Annotated in this window: 14 protein-coding genes; 10 read left to right on the top strand and 4 right to left on the bottom strand. The window is 65.4% G+C overall.

Going from position 1 to position 15,383, the window contains the following annotated elements; translation table 11 throughout:
- The first annotated feature begins 31 nt into the window (after positions 1-31).
- From AC1Q6P_RS10205 to AC1Q6P_RS10170, 8 genes are all read left to right on the top strand, one after another.
- Positions 32-901, top strand: coding sequence for a phosphate/phosphite/phosphonate ABC transporter substrate-binding protein (locus AC1Q6P_RS10205; RefSeq protein WP_492663787.1), 870 nt, complete (start codon positions 32-34; stop codon positions 899-901).
- Between the two features lie 97 nt (positions 902-998).
- Positions 999-3,227, top strand: coding sequence for a PAS domain-containing sensor histidine kinase (locus AC1Q6P_RS10200; RefSeq protein WP_492663786.1), 2,229 nt, complete (start codon positions 999-1,001; stop codon positions 3,225-3,227).
- 422 nt (positions 3,228-3,649) lie between these two features.
- On the top strand, positions 3,650-5,317 hold the full coding sequence (gene pilB / locus AC1Q6P_RS10195; RefSeq protein ID WP_102766590.1) for a type IV-A pilus assembly ATPase PilB: 1,668 nt from the start codon (positions 3,650-3,652) through the stop codon (positions 5,315-5,317).
- A 56-nt stretch (positions 5,318-5,373) separates the two neighbouring features.
- Entirely contained in the window at positions 5,374-6,594 is a 1,221-nt protein-coding gene (locus tag AC1Q6P_RS10190; RefSeq protein WP_492663785.1) for a type II secretion system F family protein, read from the top strand.
- Positions 6,595-6,606: 12 nt separating this feature from the next.
- Positions 6,607-7,539 (top strand): prepilin peptidase, encoded by a 933-nt coding sequence (locus AC1Q6P_RS10185; protein ID WP_492663784.1) that lies wholly within the window; start codon positions 6,607-6,609, stop codon positions 7,537-7,539.
- Positions 7,530-8,150 carry a dephospho-CoA kinase gene (coaE, locus tag AC1Q6P_RS10180; protein WP_492663814.1) on the top strand — a complete coding sequence of 207 codons (621 nt, stop codon included), beginning with the start codon at positions 7,530-7,532 and terminating at the stop codon, positions 8,148-8,150. The genes AC1Q6P_RS10185 and coaE overlap by 10 nt, the downstream gene beginning before the upstream one ends.
- A 115-nt stretch (positions 8,151-8,265) precedes the next feature.
- Positions 8,266-9,021, top strand: coding sequence for a cell division protein ZapD (gene zapD / locus AC1Q6P_RS10175; RefSeq protein ID WP_102766589.1), 756 nt, complete (start codon positions 8,266-8,268; stop codon positions 9,019-9,021).
- 40 nt (positions 9,022-9,061) lie between these two features.
- Positions 9,062-9,253 carry a DNA gyrase inhibitor YacG gene (locus tag AC1Q6P_RS10170; RefSeq protein ID WP_171827658.1) on the top strand — a complete coding sequence of 64 codons (192 nt, stop codon included), beginning with the start codon at positions 9,062-9,064 and terminating at the stop codon, positions 9,251-9,253.
- Here the strand turns inward: AC1Q6P_RS10170 and AC1Q6P_RS10165 are convergent.
- The 3 genes from AC1Q6P_RS10165 to tal are packed head-to-tail and all read right to left on the bottom strand — an operon-like array spanning position 9,239 to position 12,469.
- On the bottom strand, positions 9,239-9,880 hold the full coding sequence (locus AC1Q6P_RS10165) for an HAD family hydrolase (RefSeq protein ID WP_492663783.1): 642 nt from the start codon (positions 9,878-9,880) through the stop codon (positions 9,239-9,241). The two genes, AC1Q6P_RS10170 and AC1Q6P_RS10165, sit on opposite strands and share 15 nt — an antisense overlap.
- 4 nt (positions 9,881-9,884) lie before the next feature.
- Entirely contained in the window at positions 9,885-11,522 is a 1,638-nt protein-coding gene (gene pgi / locus AC1Q6P_RS10160; RefSeq protein WP_492663782.1) for a glucose-6-phosphate isomerase, read from the bottom strand.
- A gap of 2 nt (positions 11,523-11,524) precedes the next feature.
- Entirely contained in the window at positions 11,525-12,469 is a 945-nt protein-coding gene (gene tal, locus AC1Q6P_RS10155; protein ID WP_102766184.1) for a transaldolase, read from the bottom strand.
- A gap of 228 nt (positions 12,470-12,697) precedes the next feature.
- Here tal and zwf point away from each other — a divergent pair, with 228 nt between their 5' ends.
- Together zwf and AC1Q6P_RS10145 are read left to right on the top strand one after the other, a co-directional pair.
- Positions 12,698-14,143 carry a glucose-6-phosphate dehydrogenase gene (zwf, locus tag AC1Q6P_RS10150; RefSeq protein ID WP_492663781.1) on the top strand — a complete coding sequence of 482 codons (1,446 nt, stop codon included), beginning with the start codon at positions 12,698-12,700 and terminating at the stop codon, positions 14,141-14,143.
- Positions 14,144-14,145: 2 nt separating this feature from the next.
- Positions 14,146-15,006, top strand: a complete 861-nt coding sequence (locus AC1Q6P_RS10145; protein WP_102766586.1) for a MurR/RpiR family transcriptional regulator — start codon at positions 14,146-14,148, stop codon at positions 15,004-15,006.
- 45 nt (positions 15,007-15,051) lie between these two features.
- Here AC1Q6P_RS10145 and AC1Q6P_RS10140 read toward each other — a convergent pair whose 3' ends face one another.
- Entirely contained in the window at positions 15,052-15,381 is a 330-nt protein-coding gene (locus AC1Q6P_RS10140) for an STAS domain-containing protein (RefSeq protein ID WP_171827662.1), read from the bottom strand.
- Positions 15,382-15,383: the final 2 nt, after the last annotated feature.

Raw genomic sequence — 15,383 nt, 5'->3', positions numbered from 1 at the left:
CCGCGTTTTCAGAAAGATAGGAGCCTTCACCATGTTCCGAACAATCGCCCTCATCAGGCAGGGCCTTCAGGTCCTCGTCGCTCTCACGATGGCCCTGGGTCTGCAGGCGGCCAGAGCGCAGGCGGAGGAGCCGCTGTACCGCTTCTCACCGGTCAACCAGGCCAATATCGCGTTGACCGCGGACTATTGGAACCCGATCATGGCCTACGTCTCGGAACGCAGCGGTGTGAAGCTGACCCTGAAAATCGGCCGAACATCCGCCGACACGACAAGTTATGTTCTGGCCCAGGAGGTCGAGTTCGTCTTCAGCAACCATTTGTTCAGCCCGGAGCGCGAGAAGCTCGGATGGAAAGTCATTGGCCGACGACTTACGCCCCCCATCCACGGGCAGATCATTGTTCCTGCCGACTCCACAGTGACCGATCTGAGTCAATTGGCCGGCAAGGATGTGGTCTATCCGGGCCCGGAGGCACTGGTGTCCTACAAACTGCCGTATGCCTTCTTGTTGAGCAAGAAAATCGACACCAAGGTGGTGTTCGCCGGCAATGCTGATGGCGCCTTGGCTCAGCTTTTCAGCGGAAAGGCCAGCGCCGCCGGTGTGAATTCGCAGTTGGCAGAGAACTATGGTCGGCGTGAAAGCAAGAAATTCCGAGTGCTTTGGAGCTCGGAGCCCATGCACGATCTTGCTCTGATGGCCTCAGCCAAAGTTCCAGCCAAGGACGTACAGGCTGTGGCCAAGGCTTTCGCCGGCATGCACAAAGATTCCAAGGGTCGAGCCATTCTGTCCGAGGTCTCCAAGCATATCGGGCTCTCCGAGGAGGCCTATTTCATTCTCTCGGATGGAAGCGAGTACGAGCCCTACCGACGCTTTTATCAAAGCGCCCCGGCTCAATTGCGTTGAACTGGCAAGCTAAGGCGGCCCAATGCTTGCCATGACCGCCTCGCGCTTTTTGCCCTCCAGCCTGATAGGGCGCGTGTTTCTCCTCTATCTGACATCCTTGCTCCTGGCTTTGAGCGGTGCGATCGGTTGGTTCGCATCGCGCAGCTATGTCGACAGCATCAACGGTGCACAAGATTCGGCAGACACCTTGATCAGCCTGCTGGGCCCAGTGGTCAGTGAATCGGCCGTGATCGGCGACTACGACACCATCGAACGCGCCCTGGCCCGCGCCTCCAAGCACAGCGATATCAGTGCCGCTCTGTTCATCGATCTCAAAGGAGGTCGCATTGAGCGTCATGCTCACCAGGACCCGGAACTGCGTGCGCCCAGTTGGCTCAGCAAGGCGATCGCCGAGCAACTGCCCGAACTCAATATGGCCGTGACGGCCGGCGGCAAGGACTACGGCGTCCTGCGCCTGCGCTTCAACACCGCCCACATTGCCAACAGCTTCTGGCAGCAAAGCCTGGTGGCGGTGGGTCTGGGGCTGCTGAGCTTGCTGGCCGGCCTCGGTCTGGTCTGGTGGCCGCTCAACCGTTGGTTGGGCAATCTGGGCCAGATCCGTGCCTTCGGCGAGCAGTTGCAGGTTTCGGGCGGGGCGCTCAGCCCCATGCAAACGGAAGACGCGCCGCTGGAATTTCGCCAGACCTTCGAAGTCTTGAACCAGGCCGCCAGTTCGCTGCAGCTCGAGCGTGAGCGTGCCGCCGTGACCTTGTCGGCCATTGGTGATGGCATTGCCAGCACCGACGCCGAGGGCCGCATCCTGCTGGCCAACCCGGTGCTCGGCCATTTGCTGGAACGGGCGCCCGAGCGCCTGCTGGGCGAGCGCATCCAGGAGCTGCTGCCCGATCTGGGCCGCGACCTCGATCCAGCCCTCGATGCCGCGCGCGAAGGTCATTGGAAGGCGCGGCTGCGCCTGAACCCGGAAGGCCGCGACGCCGTGGTGTTGGACCTGAGCCGCACGCCAATCGCCGGTGGCGGCGGCTGGGTCTACGCCTTCCGCGACATCAGCCAGCAACAGGCCCTGGACGACCGCTTGCAGGAAGAGCTGCAGGCCCGCGCCCAGGCCATGCAGACCATGCGCCGTATGCTGCAGGACTTTGCGGCGACACCGGCGCAAGACCAGACCGGCGCCAGCCGCGCCCTGATTGGCAGTGGCAGCAGCGAGGAAAGCGCCGCCCTCTTGCAGCTGGTTCAGGAGCTGATCCAAAGGCTGCGCGAACGGGGCGAGCAACTGGCCGCCATCTTCGCCCTCAGCCCGGACGGCTTTGTGTCCTTCGACGCCCAGCACATCTGCCGTTATGTCAGCCCGGCCTTTGCACGGCTGGCCGCCTTGCCGCCCGAGCGGGCACTGGGCCGGCATGAGGACGAGCTGTTGGAGGCCGTGCTGAGCCTGCGTGCCGCCGACGCGCGCGCCATCAGCTTCCAGGAGCTGCGCAGCGGCAAGCTGCGTATCGAGCTGGAGCGACCGACACGCCGTGTGCTGGAGCTGGCCTTGCACGAAGGCGTGAGCAGCGACGGCGCCGCTGCCGCGCAGCTGCTGCACCTCAGCGATGTGACCCACCAGGTCGAGGTGGAGCAGATGAAGAGCGAGTTCCTGAGCACCGCCGCCCACGAGCTGCGCACCCCCATGGCCAGCATCTACGGTTTCACCGAGCTGCTGCTGATGCGTGAACAGCCCCCCGAGCGACAGAAGGAGATGCTGGGCCGCATCCACCGGCAATGCCAGTCCATGATCGCCATCCTCAACCAGCTGCTGGACCTGGCTCGCATCGAGGCCCGACGCGGCCAGGACTTCGAGCTCGAAGTGCTGGACCTCCAGGCCTTGGTTCAGGAAGTGGTCGACGACTTCAGCCCGCCTGACGCACGCGCCCTGCCCGCACTGAGCCTGCCCAGCCAAGGCTGCCGCATCCATGCCGATCGGCAGAAGCTGCAGCAGGTGCTGCGCAATCTGCTGTCCAACGCCTACAAATACTCGCCGGCCGGTGGCCCGGTCGAGCTGAGCCTGAGCATGGCCGGCGCCAGCAGCGATGGATCGGCCATGGCCGTGCTGGCGGTGCAGGACCACGGCATCGGCATGACCGAGGAGCAGCTCTCGCACGTCACCGAGCGCTTCTATCGAGCCGACAAGTCGGGCGCCATCCTCGGCACCGGCCTGGGCATGAGCATCGTCAAGGAAATTGTCGAACTGCACGGCGGCCAGCTGCTGCTGGCCAGCGCCCCGGGGGTCGGAACCACGGCCACGGTGCGCCTGCCCTTGCTCGCAGCGGAACCCGCCGAATCCCTGTGAACCCAGCCCGGTAGGTTTTGCTTGCGAACTTTTACAAATCCTCACCAAACCCGTTGACTGCAGGCCAGGGTCCGGGCCCGGCCTGCCCGACGTCTGACGCCGGTCTCGGTTTGAAAGACGCAGGCTTCGATAGCCAAGGGGCTCCGCGTCGACCGCACGCATCCTCACAAGCCCACGGCGGCCAGGGCTTCGCCCGGCTTTTCAGGGCTTCACCAAGGGCTTCCCCGGGGTGAAATCGTGTGCTCCGGCACATCGGCCCGCGCGCTCTGCGGCCTCGCTCGGTTTACAGTCCTGATTGATACGCCTTGTCCATCCTGCCTCTGTGGGATGGACGCCCCACTCATCGACCTGCGAGCCTGATCTACACCGTGGAACCCACCCTGGCCGAGCCGCCTCAGTCCGCCCTTTCGGGCGTGGCGCGCATGCTGGTGCATGCCGGCAAGCTGCAGCCCAAAGCGGCCGAAGACCTGATGCGCCAGGCGCGCGAGAAGAAGACCAGCTTCGTCAATTCGGTGATCGCGGCGGGGCTGGTGAGTCCGGTGGATCTGGCCCACACCCTGTCCACAGCCCTGGCCGTGCCGCTGCTGGACCTGAATGCCATGGATGTTCAGCGCATGCCGCAGAACATCATCGACAACAAGCTGGCCCAGCAGTACCAGGTGGTGGTGCTGGGGCGGCGCGGCAGCCGGCTCTTCATCGGCGGCGCCGACCCGACCGACCAGGACGTGGTCGAGCGCATCAAGTTCGCCACCCAGCTGACGCCGGAATGGGTGATCGTCGAGCATGACAAGCTGACCAAGCTGCTGGCGGGCGCCAGCTCCAGCGCCAGCGAGGCCCTGGAAACCATCACTGGCGGTGATTTCGATTTCGACATTGCCGAAGAAGAAAGCGCGCCGCAGGAGACTGCCGCCGAACTGGCCGATGTGGAAGACGCGCCCGTGGTGCGTTTTCTCCAGAAGATGCTGGTCGACGCCATCAATCTGCGCGCGTCCGACCTGCATTTCGAGCCCTACGAGTTCCATTACCGCGTGCGCTTTCGCGTGGACGGCGAGCTGCGCGAAATCACCCAGCCGCCGATCGCGATCAAGGACAAGCTGGCTTCGCGCATCAAGGTGCTGTCGCGCCTGGACATTGCCGAACGTCGCGTGCCGCAAGACGGCCGCATGAAGCTGAAGTTCGGCGCCAAGGCCATCGACTTCCGGATCAGCACCTTGCCGACCCTGTTCGGCGAGAAGATCGTGATCCGTATCCTGGACCCGTCCTCGGCCAAGCTGGGCATCGACGCCCTGGGCTACGAAAAGATCGAGAAAGAGCGCCTGCTGGCTGCCATCTCACGCCCCTACGGCATGGTGCTGGTGACCGGCCCGACCGGCTCGGGCAAGACGGTGTCGCTCTACACCTGCCTGAACATCCTGAACCAGCCGGGCGTCAACATTTCGACCGTGGAAGACCCGGCCGAAATCAACCTGCCCGGCATCAACCAGGTCAATGTCAATGACAAGGCGGGCCTGAGCTTCTCGGCCGCGCTGAAGTCTTTCCTGCGCCAGGATCCCGACATCATCATGGTCGGCGAAATCCGCGACCTGGAAACCGCCGACATCGCCATCAAGGCCGCCCAGACCGGCCATATGGTGATGTCCACCCTGCACACCAATGACGCGCCCAAGACCCTGACCCGGCTCTTGAACATGGGCGTGGCCCCGTTCAACATCGCGTCCAGCGTGCTGCTCATCACGGCCCAGCGCCTGGTGCGGCGCCTGTGCGAAAACTGCAAGGCACCGGCCGAGTACCCGCGCGAAGCCCTGCTGCGTGCCGGCTTCAAGGAAGAAGAACTGGACGGCAGCTGGAAACAGTACCGCGCCGTGGGCTGCAACAGCTGCAACAGCGGCTACCGCGGCCGGGTGGGCCTGTACCAGGTGATGCCCATCACCGAGGCCATCCAGCGCATCATCCTGGCCGAAGGCACGGCCATGGACATCGCTGCCCAGGCCCAGGCCGAGGGAGTGCGCGATCTGCGTCAGTTCGGCCTGGTCAAGGTCCGCTCGGGCGTGACCACGCTCGAAGAAGTGCTGGCGGCGACCAATGAATAAAGAACCGTTTGCCGCAGGGCAGGAACAAGGACAAGGGCCTGAGGCCAGGAGGTGGTATGGCGACTAGTGCGGCAGCCAAGAACACGGCGGAGTTCGTGTTCGAGTGGGAAGGCAAGGACCGCAACGGCAAGATCGTGCGAGGTGAGTTGCGCGCCGGGGGCGAGGCCATGGTCAGCGCCACCCTGCGCCGCCAGGGCATCCTGGTCAGCAAGGTCAAGAAGCGCCGCATGAGCGGCGGCAAGGCCATCAAGCAAAAAGACATCGCCATCTTCACCCGCCAGCTGGCCACCATGATGCGGGCCGGCGTGCCCCTGCTGCAGTCCTTCGAGATCGTCGGCCGCGGCAGCACCAACCCGCGCCTGACCCGCTTGCTCAACGACATCAAGCAGGACGTTGAGACGGGTACCAGCCTGTCCAATGCCCTGCGCAAGCAGCCGCTTTACTTCGACGCGCTCTACTGCAACCTGGTTGAAGCCGGCGAAGCCGCCGGTATCCTGGAATCCCTGCTCGACCGCCTGGCCATCTACCAGGAGAAAACGGTCGCCATCAAGAACAAGATCAAGTCCGCCCTGACCTACCCGATCGCCGTGTTTGTGGTCGCCTTTGTCGTGGTGGCCGTGATCATGATCTTCGTCGTACCAGCCTTCAAGGACGTGTTCCAGAGCTTCGGCGCTGATCTGCCCGCACCGACGCTGGCCGTGATCGCGATGTCCGAGTTTTTTGTGTCCTATTGGTGGCTGATCTTTGGCAGCATCGGTGGCGGGCTGTACTTCTTCTTCCAGAGCTGGAAACGCTCGGTCAAGATGCAGCACACCATGGACCGGCTGCTGCTGAAGATCCCGGTCTTCGGTGAGCTGCTCTACAAATCGGCCGTGGCCCGCTGGACACGCACCCTGTCCACCATGTTTGCCGCTGGCGTGCCCTTGGTGGAAGCCTTGGATTCGGTCGGTGGCGCGGCCGGCAATGCCGTGTTTGCTGAGGCGACCGAGAAAATCCAGCGCGATGTCTCCACCGGCACGGCCCTGACCACCTCGATGCAGACCACCGGCATCTTCCCGACCATGGTGATCCAGATGGCCGCCATCGGCGAAGAGTCCGGCTCGCTGGACCATATGCTGGGCAAGGCCGCCGAGTTCTTCGAGGACGAAGTCGACGAGGCGGTGGCCGCTCTGTCCAGCCTGATGGAGCCCTTCATCATCGTGATCCTGGGCGGCATCATCGGCGGCATCGTCGTGTCCATGTACCTGCCCATCTTCAAGCTCGGCCAAGTGGTCTGACCAGCCTACGACATGACTCCTGATTACGAATGGTTGTTGAGCCCGGCCATGCTGGGCCTGCTGGGCCTGTGCATCGGCAGCTTTTTGAACGTGGTGATCCACCGCCTGCCCCTGATGATGGAGCGCCAATGGCTGATGGATTCGGCCGCCCAGCTCAGCGATGCCGCCGAGCTGAAAAAGGCCGCCACCTGGAAGTCCGTCGAGGCCGACACGCTGGCCCGCTCCGCTCAGGCCCTGAGTCAGCAGCTCGACAAGCTGCCTCACCTGGGCATCGCCACGCCGCGCTCGCGCTGCCCGCATTGCGGCCATCAGCTGGCCTGGCATGAGAACCTGCCGCTGATCGGCTGGCTGCGTCTGGGCGGCAAATGCGCGGCCTGCAAGGCGGCCATCTCCAAGCGCTACCCGCTGATCGAGCTGGCCACCGGCCTGCTGTTCGCCGCCCTGTCCTGGCGCTTCGGCGCCCGGCCCGAGACCCTGCTCTGGTGCGGTTTCGGTGCCACCTTGCTGGCCCTGGCAGCCATCGACTGGGACACCACCCTGCTGCCCGATTCGCTGAACCAGCCCCTGCTCTGGGCCGGCCTGGCGGCCTCGCTGCTGGGCTTGACCGCCCTGCCCTTGAGCTCGGCCTTGACCGGCGCCTTGGTGGGCTATCTCTCGCTCTGGTCCATCTACTGGCTGTTCAAGCTGGCCACAGGCAAGGAGGGCATGGGCTATGGCGACTTCAAGCTGCTGGCCGCCCTCGGTGCCTGGCTGGGTTGGCAGATGATTCTGCCCATCGTGCTGGGCGCCTCGCTGATCGGCGCCATCGTCGGCATTGCCATGAAGCTCAATGCCCAGCTGCGTGAAGGCCGCTACGTGCCCTTCGGCCCCTTCCTGGCCGGCGGCGGCCTGGTCGTGCTGTTTGCGGGCCAGGAGCGCGTGCTGGGCTGGCTGGGCTGGGCGTGAAGCCGCCGCAGCCGCCTGTGCGCATCGGCCTGACCGGTGGCATCGGCAGCGGCAAGAGCACGGTGGCAGGCTTCTGGGTTGAGGCCGGTGCCGCACTGATTGACACCGACGCCATCTCGCGCGCCTTGACTGCGCCCGGTGGCGCGGCCCTGCCCGCCATTGCCGCCGCCTTTGGCCCGCATGTGGTGAATGCCGATGAAGGCCTGGTGCGCAGCGCCATGCGCGAGCTGGTGTTCGCCGACCCGGCCGCGCGCCAGCGCCTGGAGGCCATCCTTCACCCCATGATCGGCACCGAGACCGCGCGCGCCGCGGCAGCCGCCGCCAGTGATCTGATCGTTTTCGATGTGCCCCTGCTGGTGGAATCGGGCCGCTGGCGTCAACGCGTCGACCGGGTGCTGGTGGTGGATTGCGCCGAGGCTCTGCAAATCGAGCGTGTCATGCAGCGCTCGGGCTTGAGCCGCGAGGCCGTGCAGGCCGTGCTGAACGCCCAGGCCAGCCGGGCCCAGCGCCGCGCCTGTGCTGATGCCGTGATCCACAACCAGGATCTCGGCTTGAGCGAGCTGCGGGCGCAAGTCCTGACCCTCGCGGCCCGCTGGCGCCGCACAAAATAGGACGCTTGCAGGCGCGATGAAGCGTCGAGCAGCGATGGGCTGTGAAACAATCACGGCCTCGGGTGCGCAGCCGCGCCCCGCTTGCGAGCAACGCTGACCGACAGGGATGGCCGCCTTGGTCCTTTACGAGTACCCATTCAACGAGAGCATCCGCACGATGCTGCGCCTGGAGCATCTGTTCGACCGGCTCGGACAGCTGATGGCGCGCGAAACCCCGCTCGATCACCATTTCGCCCTGGTCACCATTTTCGAGATCATGGATGTGGCCTCTCGGGCCGATCTCAAATCCGACCTGCTCAAGGAGCTGGAACGCCACAAGGTGCAGCTCAACAGCTACCGCGGCAACCCGGCGATTGCCGAGAGCGTGCTCGATGAAGTCATTGCCCGCATCGACCATGCCTTCGACGGCCTCAACAAGCTCTCCGGCAAGGCCGGCCATGTGCTGACCAGCAATGAATGGCTGATGAGCATCCGCAGCCGTATCAGCATCCCGGGCGGCACCTGCGAGTTCGATCTGCCCGCCTACTACACCTGGCAGCAGTTCCTGCCGGCCCGGCGCCGTAACGACCTGATGCAGTGGACGCAAAGCCTGATGCCGCTGGCCGAGGCCTTGCAGGTGCTGCTGGGTCTGCTGCGCGACAGCGGCTCGCCGCACAAGGTGGCGGCCGTGGCCGGCCAGTTCCAGCAAAGCCTGGGCGCCGGCCGCAGCTACCAGCTGCTGCGCATGCGCCTGGACCCCAGCCTGGGCCTGGTGCCCGAGATCACCGGTCACCGCCTGATGGTGTCCATCCGCCTGATGCGCCAAGACGAAGAAGGCCGGCTCAAGCCCGCCCACCAGGACGCCAGCTTCGAGCTGACGCTCTGCGCCTGATCAGGCCGCGACACCCCACTTGTTTTCTGATTGATCCGCCATGGACTCCCCCGCTCAGCCCCGCATCGTGCCCTGCCCTACTTGTGGCGGCGATTCGATCTTCGCCCCCAGCAACAACTGGCGGCCGTTTTGCAGCCAGCGCTGCCGACAGATCGACCTGGGGGCCTGGGCCAATGAAGACTTCAGGGTCGAAGCCAGCCCGCCGGTCGAGGACGACTCACTGCCTCACTGACTGAGGCGCCGCGCTCAGCAGGCCTCGCGCCCGCAATTCCTGACCGGCCTGCTCGGCCGAGCGGAACAACAAGGTTTGCCAACCCAGGGCCTGGGCCGCGGCGATATTGGCCGGATGGTCATCGAGGAACAGGCAGCTCTCGGGCTCGACCCCAAACTGACGGCAGGCCAGCTCAAAAATCTCCACCCCAGGCTTGACCACCTGGACCCGCCCCGAAAACACGCCCTGCTCGAACCATTGATGCAGCGGGTGGCTGCGCTCCAGATGATCGGCCAGTGGTGCGGGCATGTTCGAGAGAAAGAACAGGCGGTGGCCCGCCTGCTTCAAGCCTTCGATCAAGGCCACGGTACCGGGCTGAAGCTGCAACTCATCGGGCACGGCGGCCACGACCTGGGCCACCTCTTCAGGCGGCCAGCCGGTGCGCTCCGAAATGCGCTCGATCACGGTCGCCGCGTCGATCAGGCCCTGGTCGAAGGCGCCCCAGGCGCCAGCGTAGTTCTCAAAAAACTCGGCCGCCAGGGCCTCGCCTTGGGCCGCGTCGGCCACGCGGTGGGGCCAGACGCGGGCCAGCAGGCTCGGCGGGTGCCAGCGGAACAGGACACCGCCGAAGTCAAAAACAATATTCACGCGTTCACTCAGACAAGAGATGGTTCAGCAAGCCGGCGGTCGAGCCATCCAGACCGGCCGCATCGCCGCTGCTCAGGCGCGGCAGCAGGCTGTTGCACAGAGCCTTGCCCAGCTCCACGCCCCACTGATCGAAGCTGTTGATGCCCCAGAGCGCACCGCTGACGAAGACACGGTGCTCGTAGAGAGCGATCAAGGCGCCCAGCGATGACGGCGTCAGGCGATCCAACAGCAGGGTGGTGCTGGGACGGTTGCCGGGGAAGCTGCGGTGGCGGGCCACGGTGGCCGGGTCAAGCTCGGCGGAGGCGGTCGGGGCTTTCTCGCCCAGGGCTTCCTCAAAGCGCTTGCCCTGCATCAGGGCCTGGGACTGGGCCAGGCAATTGGCCAGCAGCTTGCGGTGCTGGTCTTGCAGGCAGGCCTCCAGATCACCCGCCACATGGGCGCCGAAGTTCGGGTGCTTCACCGCAATGAACTCGACCGGAATCACATCCGTGCCCTGGTGCAGCATCTGGAAGTAGGCGTGCTGGCCATTGGTGCCCGCCTCGCCCCAAACCACCGGGCTGGTGCCGTAGGGCAAGGCCTGACCCTGCAGGTCCACGCCCTTGCCATTGCTTTCCATCTCCAGCTGCTGCAAGTACGCCGGCAGGCGGCGCAGGCCCTGGTGATAGGGCGCCACGCTGCGGCTGCTGAAGCCGTGGAAGTTGCGGTACCAAAGATCCAGCACACCGAGCAGTACCGGCAGATTGCGCTCCAGCGGCGCCTCGGCGAAGTGGCGGTCCATGGCATGGGCGCCGGCCAGCAGGGCGCGGAAGTTCTCCGCGCCGATGGCGATGGCGATCGGCAAGCCGATCACCGACCACAGCGAGTAGCGGCCGCCAACCCAATCCCAGAAGCCGAAGGCCGTGGTGATGCCGAAAGCCGCAGCGGCCGCGGTGTTGCTGCTGGTGGCAACGAAGTGGCGCGCCACATCCGTGCCGCCGGCGGCCAGGAACCAGGTCCGCGCCGCCAGGGCATTGGCCAGAGTCTCTTGGGTGGTGAAGGTCTTGGAGGCAATCACAAACAGCGTGGTCGCCGGGTTCAGCTGGGGCAGCAGCGGCGCGAGATCATGGCCGTCGACATTGGAGACGAAATGCAGCTTCAGCCCCGGCTGGGTGTAGGCCTGCAAGGCGCCCACCACCATGGCCGGGCCGAGGTCGCTGCCGCCGATGCCGATGTGCACCACATCGCGGATGCCGCTGGTGGCCGTGTCACGCACGCCTTCGGCAAAAGCCAGCATGCGGTTCAGCGAGGACTGCACGTCCTCGCTGTGCAAGCCCTGGCCCGCAGGCGCGCGCAGGGCCGTGTGCAGCACCGCTCGGCCTTCGGTCAGATTGACCGGAGCGCCGGCCAGCAGCGCATCGCGTTGGACTTCCAGGCCGCAATCACGCGCCAGCTGCAGCAGCAATTGCAGAGTCGGCGTGTCGATGCGGTTCTTGGACAGATCGGCAAACACCTCGGGTGCTTGCAGCGACCAGGTCTCGAAACGCGCCGGCTCGGCCGCAAAGGCCTGGCGCAGATCGAAATGCTGGCCGCTCGCCTGATAGCGCTCAGTCAGAGCGGCCCAGGCCGGGCTTTGGTCACAACGCAGATGCGGTGCTGGGGACATCTTCAACTCGCGATCATCTGATCCAGTTTGGCCGAGTCAATGGCAAACAGGCGGATGCCTTCGGCCAGCTTCTCGGTGGCCATGGCATCCTGGTTGAGGGCAAAGCGGAAACCCGCTTCGTCGTAGGAAACAGCAGCAATGTCGGCGGCGCGCGCGGCCTCGGCATCCAGGGCGCGCGGCAGCGGCGCGTCCAGAGCCTGGAGCTGGCTCAACAGATCGGGGCTGATGGTCAGCAGATCGCAGCCGGCCAGGGCCTGGATCTGGCCCACATTGCGGAAGCTCGCACCCATAACCTCGGTCTGGATGCCGTGCTTCTTGAAGTAGTTGTAGATCTGGGCGACCGACTTGACGCCCGGATCGTTGGCACCGGCCTGGGCGGCTTCGTCCCAGGCGGCACCGGCGCTCTTCTTGTACCAGTCGTAAATGCGGCCGACGAAGGGCGAGATCAGCTGGATGCCAGCGGCGCCGCAGGCCACGGCCTGGCAGAAGGAGAACAGCAGCGTCAGATTGCAGTGGATGCCTTCGCGCTCAAGTTCAGCGGCGGCCTGGATGCCTTCCCAGGTGGCGGCGATCTTGATCAGCACGCGCTCACGGCCGATGCCGGCGGCTTCGTACAAAGCCATGATGCGGCGCGCGCGGGCCACGGTGGCGGCGCGGTCAAAGCTCAGGCGGGCATCGACTTCGGTCGACACGCGGCCCGGCACGACCTTGAGGATCTCCAGACCGAAACGCACAAGCACCTGGTCGACGATCTCGTCCAGCGGCTTGCCTTGATGGGCGGCCACGGTGTCCTTGAGCAGGGGCGCGTAATCGGCCGACTGCACCGCTTTCAGGATCAGCGAGGGGTTGGTGGTCGCGTCGCGCGGTGCGAACTGGGCCAGCTGCAGAAAGTTGCCGGTGTCGGCGACGACGGTGGTCAGGGACTTGAGTTGATCGAGCTGGTTCACGGGGCACTCCAAAAAGCGGTTCAAACCTCCATTAGAACCGCTCTTGCGCAGTCCCTGTCGCAGCAAGCCTGAGCCTCGGTTACAGCCGCACTTGAGAGCAAACCCCCATGAGCGCCGTAAAAAAGGCCGGCCGCATTGACCGAATTACGAAACTCATGCATCATAATTCCAGAAACTTTGTTACATCAAGGGTTCATTTTTTCGATGAACCGCAACAGGGCCCATCTCATGTCTTTCGATCTCGTTTTCTTCGGCGGCACTGGCGACCTGACCTGGCGCAAGCTCATGCCCGCCCTGTTCCAGGCCTTCCGCCACGGCAAGCTGCCGGCCGGCGGCCGCATTCTGGCCGTGGCCCGTGACGAGATGAGTGACGAGCGTTACCGCGAATGGCTCAAGGAGCGCTTCCGTGAGGTGGACGGCTCCAAGCGCCCGAGCGATGAAGAGTTCGAACGCTTCGCCGCCCTGCTGCACTACCGCCGCATGGACCTGTCCCAGCCCGAGCATTACCAGCGCCTCAAGGACTGGCTGGACGAGCGCAGCGCCGACACCGTGGTGCTCTACCTGGCCACCAGCCCGCATCTCTTCACCCAGATCTGCCAACAGCTCGGCGAAGCTGGCCTGAACCACGAGCGCGTGCGCGTGGTGCTGGAGAAACCCCTGGGCCACGACTTGGCCAGCGCCCAAGAGATCAACACCGTGGTGCGCTCGGTCTTCAAGGAAAGCCAGGCCTTCCGCATCGACCACTACCTCGGCAAGCCCTCGGTGCAGAACCTCTCGGCCCTGCGCTTTGGCAACGCCTTGTTCGAACCGCTGTGGCGCCGCGAGAGCATCGCCAACATCCAGATCACCCTGGCCGAAGAGCTGGGCGTGGGCACACGGGGCGCCTTCTACGACGGCACCGGCGCGCTGCGCGACATGATCCAGAACCATGCCCTGCAGCTGCTGACCATGATCGCCATGGAGCCGCCCTCGACCAACGACGCCGATGCCATCCGCGACGAAAAGCTCAAGGTGCTGCGCTCGCTCAAGCCCTTCACGCCGGAGAGCGTGGCCCGCGATGTGGTGCGCGGCCAGTACCGCGCCGGCACGGTGGGCGGCGTGGCCGTACCGGGTTATCTGGACGAAGCCAAGGTGCCGGCCGACAGCCCCTGCGAAACCTTTGTCGCCCTGCGCACCGAGGTGCAGAACTGGCGCTGGGCCGGCGTGCCCTTCTACCTGCGCACCGGCAAACGGCTGGCGGCCCGTGACGCGCAAATCGTCATCAACTTCCGCCCCGTGCCGCACCCGATTTTCCCGGGCACCAACCAGGCCAACCGCCTGGTGATCAAGCTACAACCGGAAGACGGCCTGGAGCTGCAACTGCTGGCCGCCAAGGGCGGCGCCCATGGCGAGGCCCTGTCGCCCGTGTCGCTGGACCTGGACTTTGACAAGGCCTTCGCCAGCAACCGCGTCGGCGCCTACGAACGCCTGCTGCTGGACGCCATCGCCGGCCGCCTGAACCTGTTCGTGCGCAGCGATGAGCAAGAGCAGGCTTGGCGCTGGGTCGAGCCCATCCTCGACGCCTGGAAGCAAGACAGCGCCGGCCCCCGCCCCTACACCGCAGGCTCCTGGGGCCCGGCCGCCGCCAGCGCATTGGTGGCGCGCGATGGCTTTGCCTGGTCAGAAGAAACATGAGCATTCTTGAACGCGTCAAGGCCGCGCTACCGGCCCTGCCGCCGGCCGAGCAGCGGGTGGCCAAGCTCTTGCTCGGCGATGCGCGGGCTTTTGCCAATCTGCCCGTCAGCGAACTGGCCGATCGGGCCCATGTGTCCAAGCCCACCGTGGTGCGCTTTTGCCGCAGCGTGGGCTATGACGGCCTGACCGATTTCAAGCGCAAGCTGGCCGGCAGCGTCAACGAAGGCGTGCCCTTTGTGCACCGCGCGGTGGACGAGGACGAGAAGCCCGGCGACCTGATCGTCAAGGTGGTGGACAACGCGGTCGCTGCCTTGCTGCACTACCGCAACGACGCGGCCAGCCATGCGTTTGAATGCGCCATCAATGCCTTGGCCGAAGCGGCGCGGAACCAGCGCCGCATCGAGTTCTACGGCGTGGGCAACTCCGGCATCGTGGCCCAGGATGCCCAGCACAAGTTCTTCCGCCTGGGCATCAACACCGCCGCCTGCAGCGACGGCCATGTGCAGCTGATGAGTGCCACCATGCTGCAGCCCGGCGATTGCGCCGTCATCATCAGCAATTCCGGCCGCAGCCGTGACCTGCTCGATGCGGCCGAGATCGCGCGCAAAAAGGGCGCGACTACCATCATCATCACCGCCAGTGGCTCGCCCCTGGCACAGCTGGGCCTGAGCCCGGGCCAGGTCTTGCTGGCGGTGGACCACCCCGAGGACTATGACCGCTACAGCCCCATGGTGTCGCGCCTGCTGCACCTGACGGCGGTGGACATTCTGACCACCGGCGTGGCCCTGCGCCTGGGCGCCGACCTGCGGCCCATGCTGCAGGAGATCAAGCGCAATCTGCGCGGCAAACGCTACATCAGCTGAACGGCAGCGACGCCGGACGGGAGCCCGGCGCATCGTTGAGCATCGTCAAGCGGCGGTGGCGGGCACCAATTCAGGCCAGAGCAGCTCGGCCACGCCGTAGACCCGGGCCAGCTCCTGCAGCTTGGCCGGCACCTCATGCAGACGCAGCTTCAGGCCTTCAGCCTGGCACAGGCGTGCGGCGCTGATCAGCAGAGTCAGCACGGCCGAATCGAAATGTTGCAAGTCGGCGAGGCTGAGGTTCAGCTCGCGGGCCGCCGCGCTGCGCAGCTGCGCGCACTCGGCGCGCAGGCTCTGCTGCAGGCCGGGCCACAGCGAACCCGCTTCGCTCAAACCCACCGAAGCGGGCAGCTTGAGCATGGAGGGCGTGGAACTCACCG

The organism is Roseateles sp. GW835-FHT13E02, assembly GCF_058794035.1.
Note: the sequence above shows the minus strand (reverse complement) of the source record. Positions and strands in the feature narration are given on the sequence as shown.

Bases quoted from the DNA above. Each gene is read 5' to 3' on its own strand.
- AC1Q6P_RS10205 (WP_492663787.1), top strand. From the start codon at position 32: ATGTTCCGAACAATCGCCCTCATCAGGCAGGGCCTTCAGGTCCTCGTC.
- pilB (WP_102766590.1), top strand. From the start codon at position 3,650: ATGCTGGTGCATGCCGGCAAGCTGCAGCCCAAAGCGGCCGAAGACCTG.
- AC1Q6P_RS10190 (WP_492663785.1), top strand. From the start codon at position 5,374: ATGGCGACTAGTGCGGCAGCCAAGAACACGGCGGAGTTCGTGTTCGAG.
- AC1Q6P_RS10185 (WP_492663784.1), top strand. From the start codon at position 6,607: ATGACTCCTGATTACGAATGGTTGTTGAGCCCGGCCATGCTGGGCCTG.
- AC1Q6P_RS10170 (WP_171827658.1), top strand. From the start codon at position 9,062: ATGGACTCCCCCGCTCAGCCCCGCATCGTGCCCTGCCCTACTTGTGGC.
- pgi (WP_492663782.1), bottom strand. From the start codon at position 11,522: ATGTCCCCAGCACCGCATCTGCGTTGTGACCAAAGCCCGGCCTGGGCC.
- zwf (WP_492663781.1), top strand. From the start codon at position 12,698: ATGTCTTTCGATCTCGTTTTCTTCGGCGGCACTGGCGACCTGACCTGG.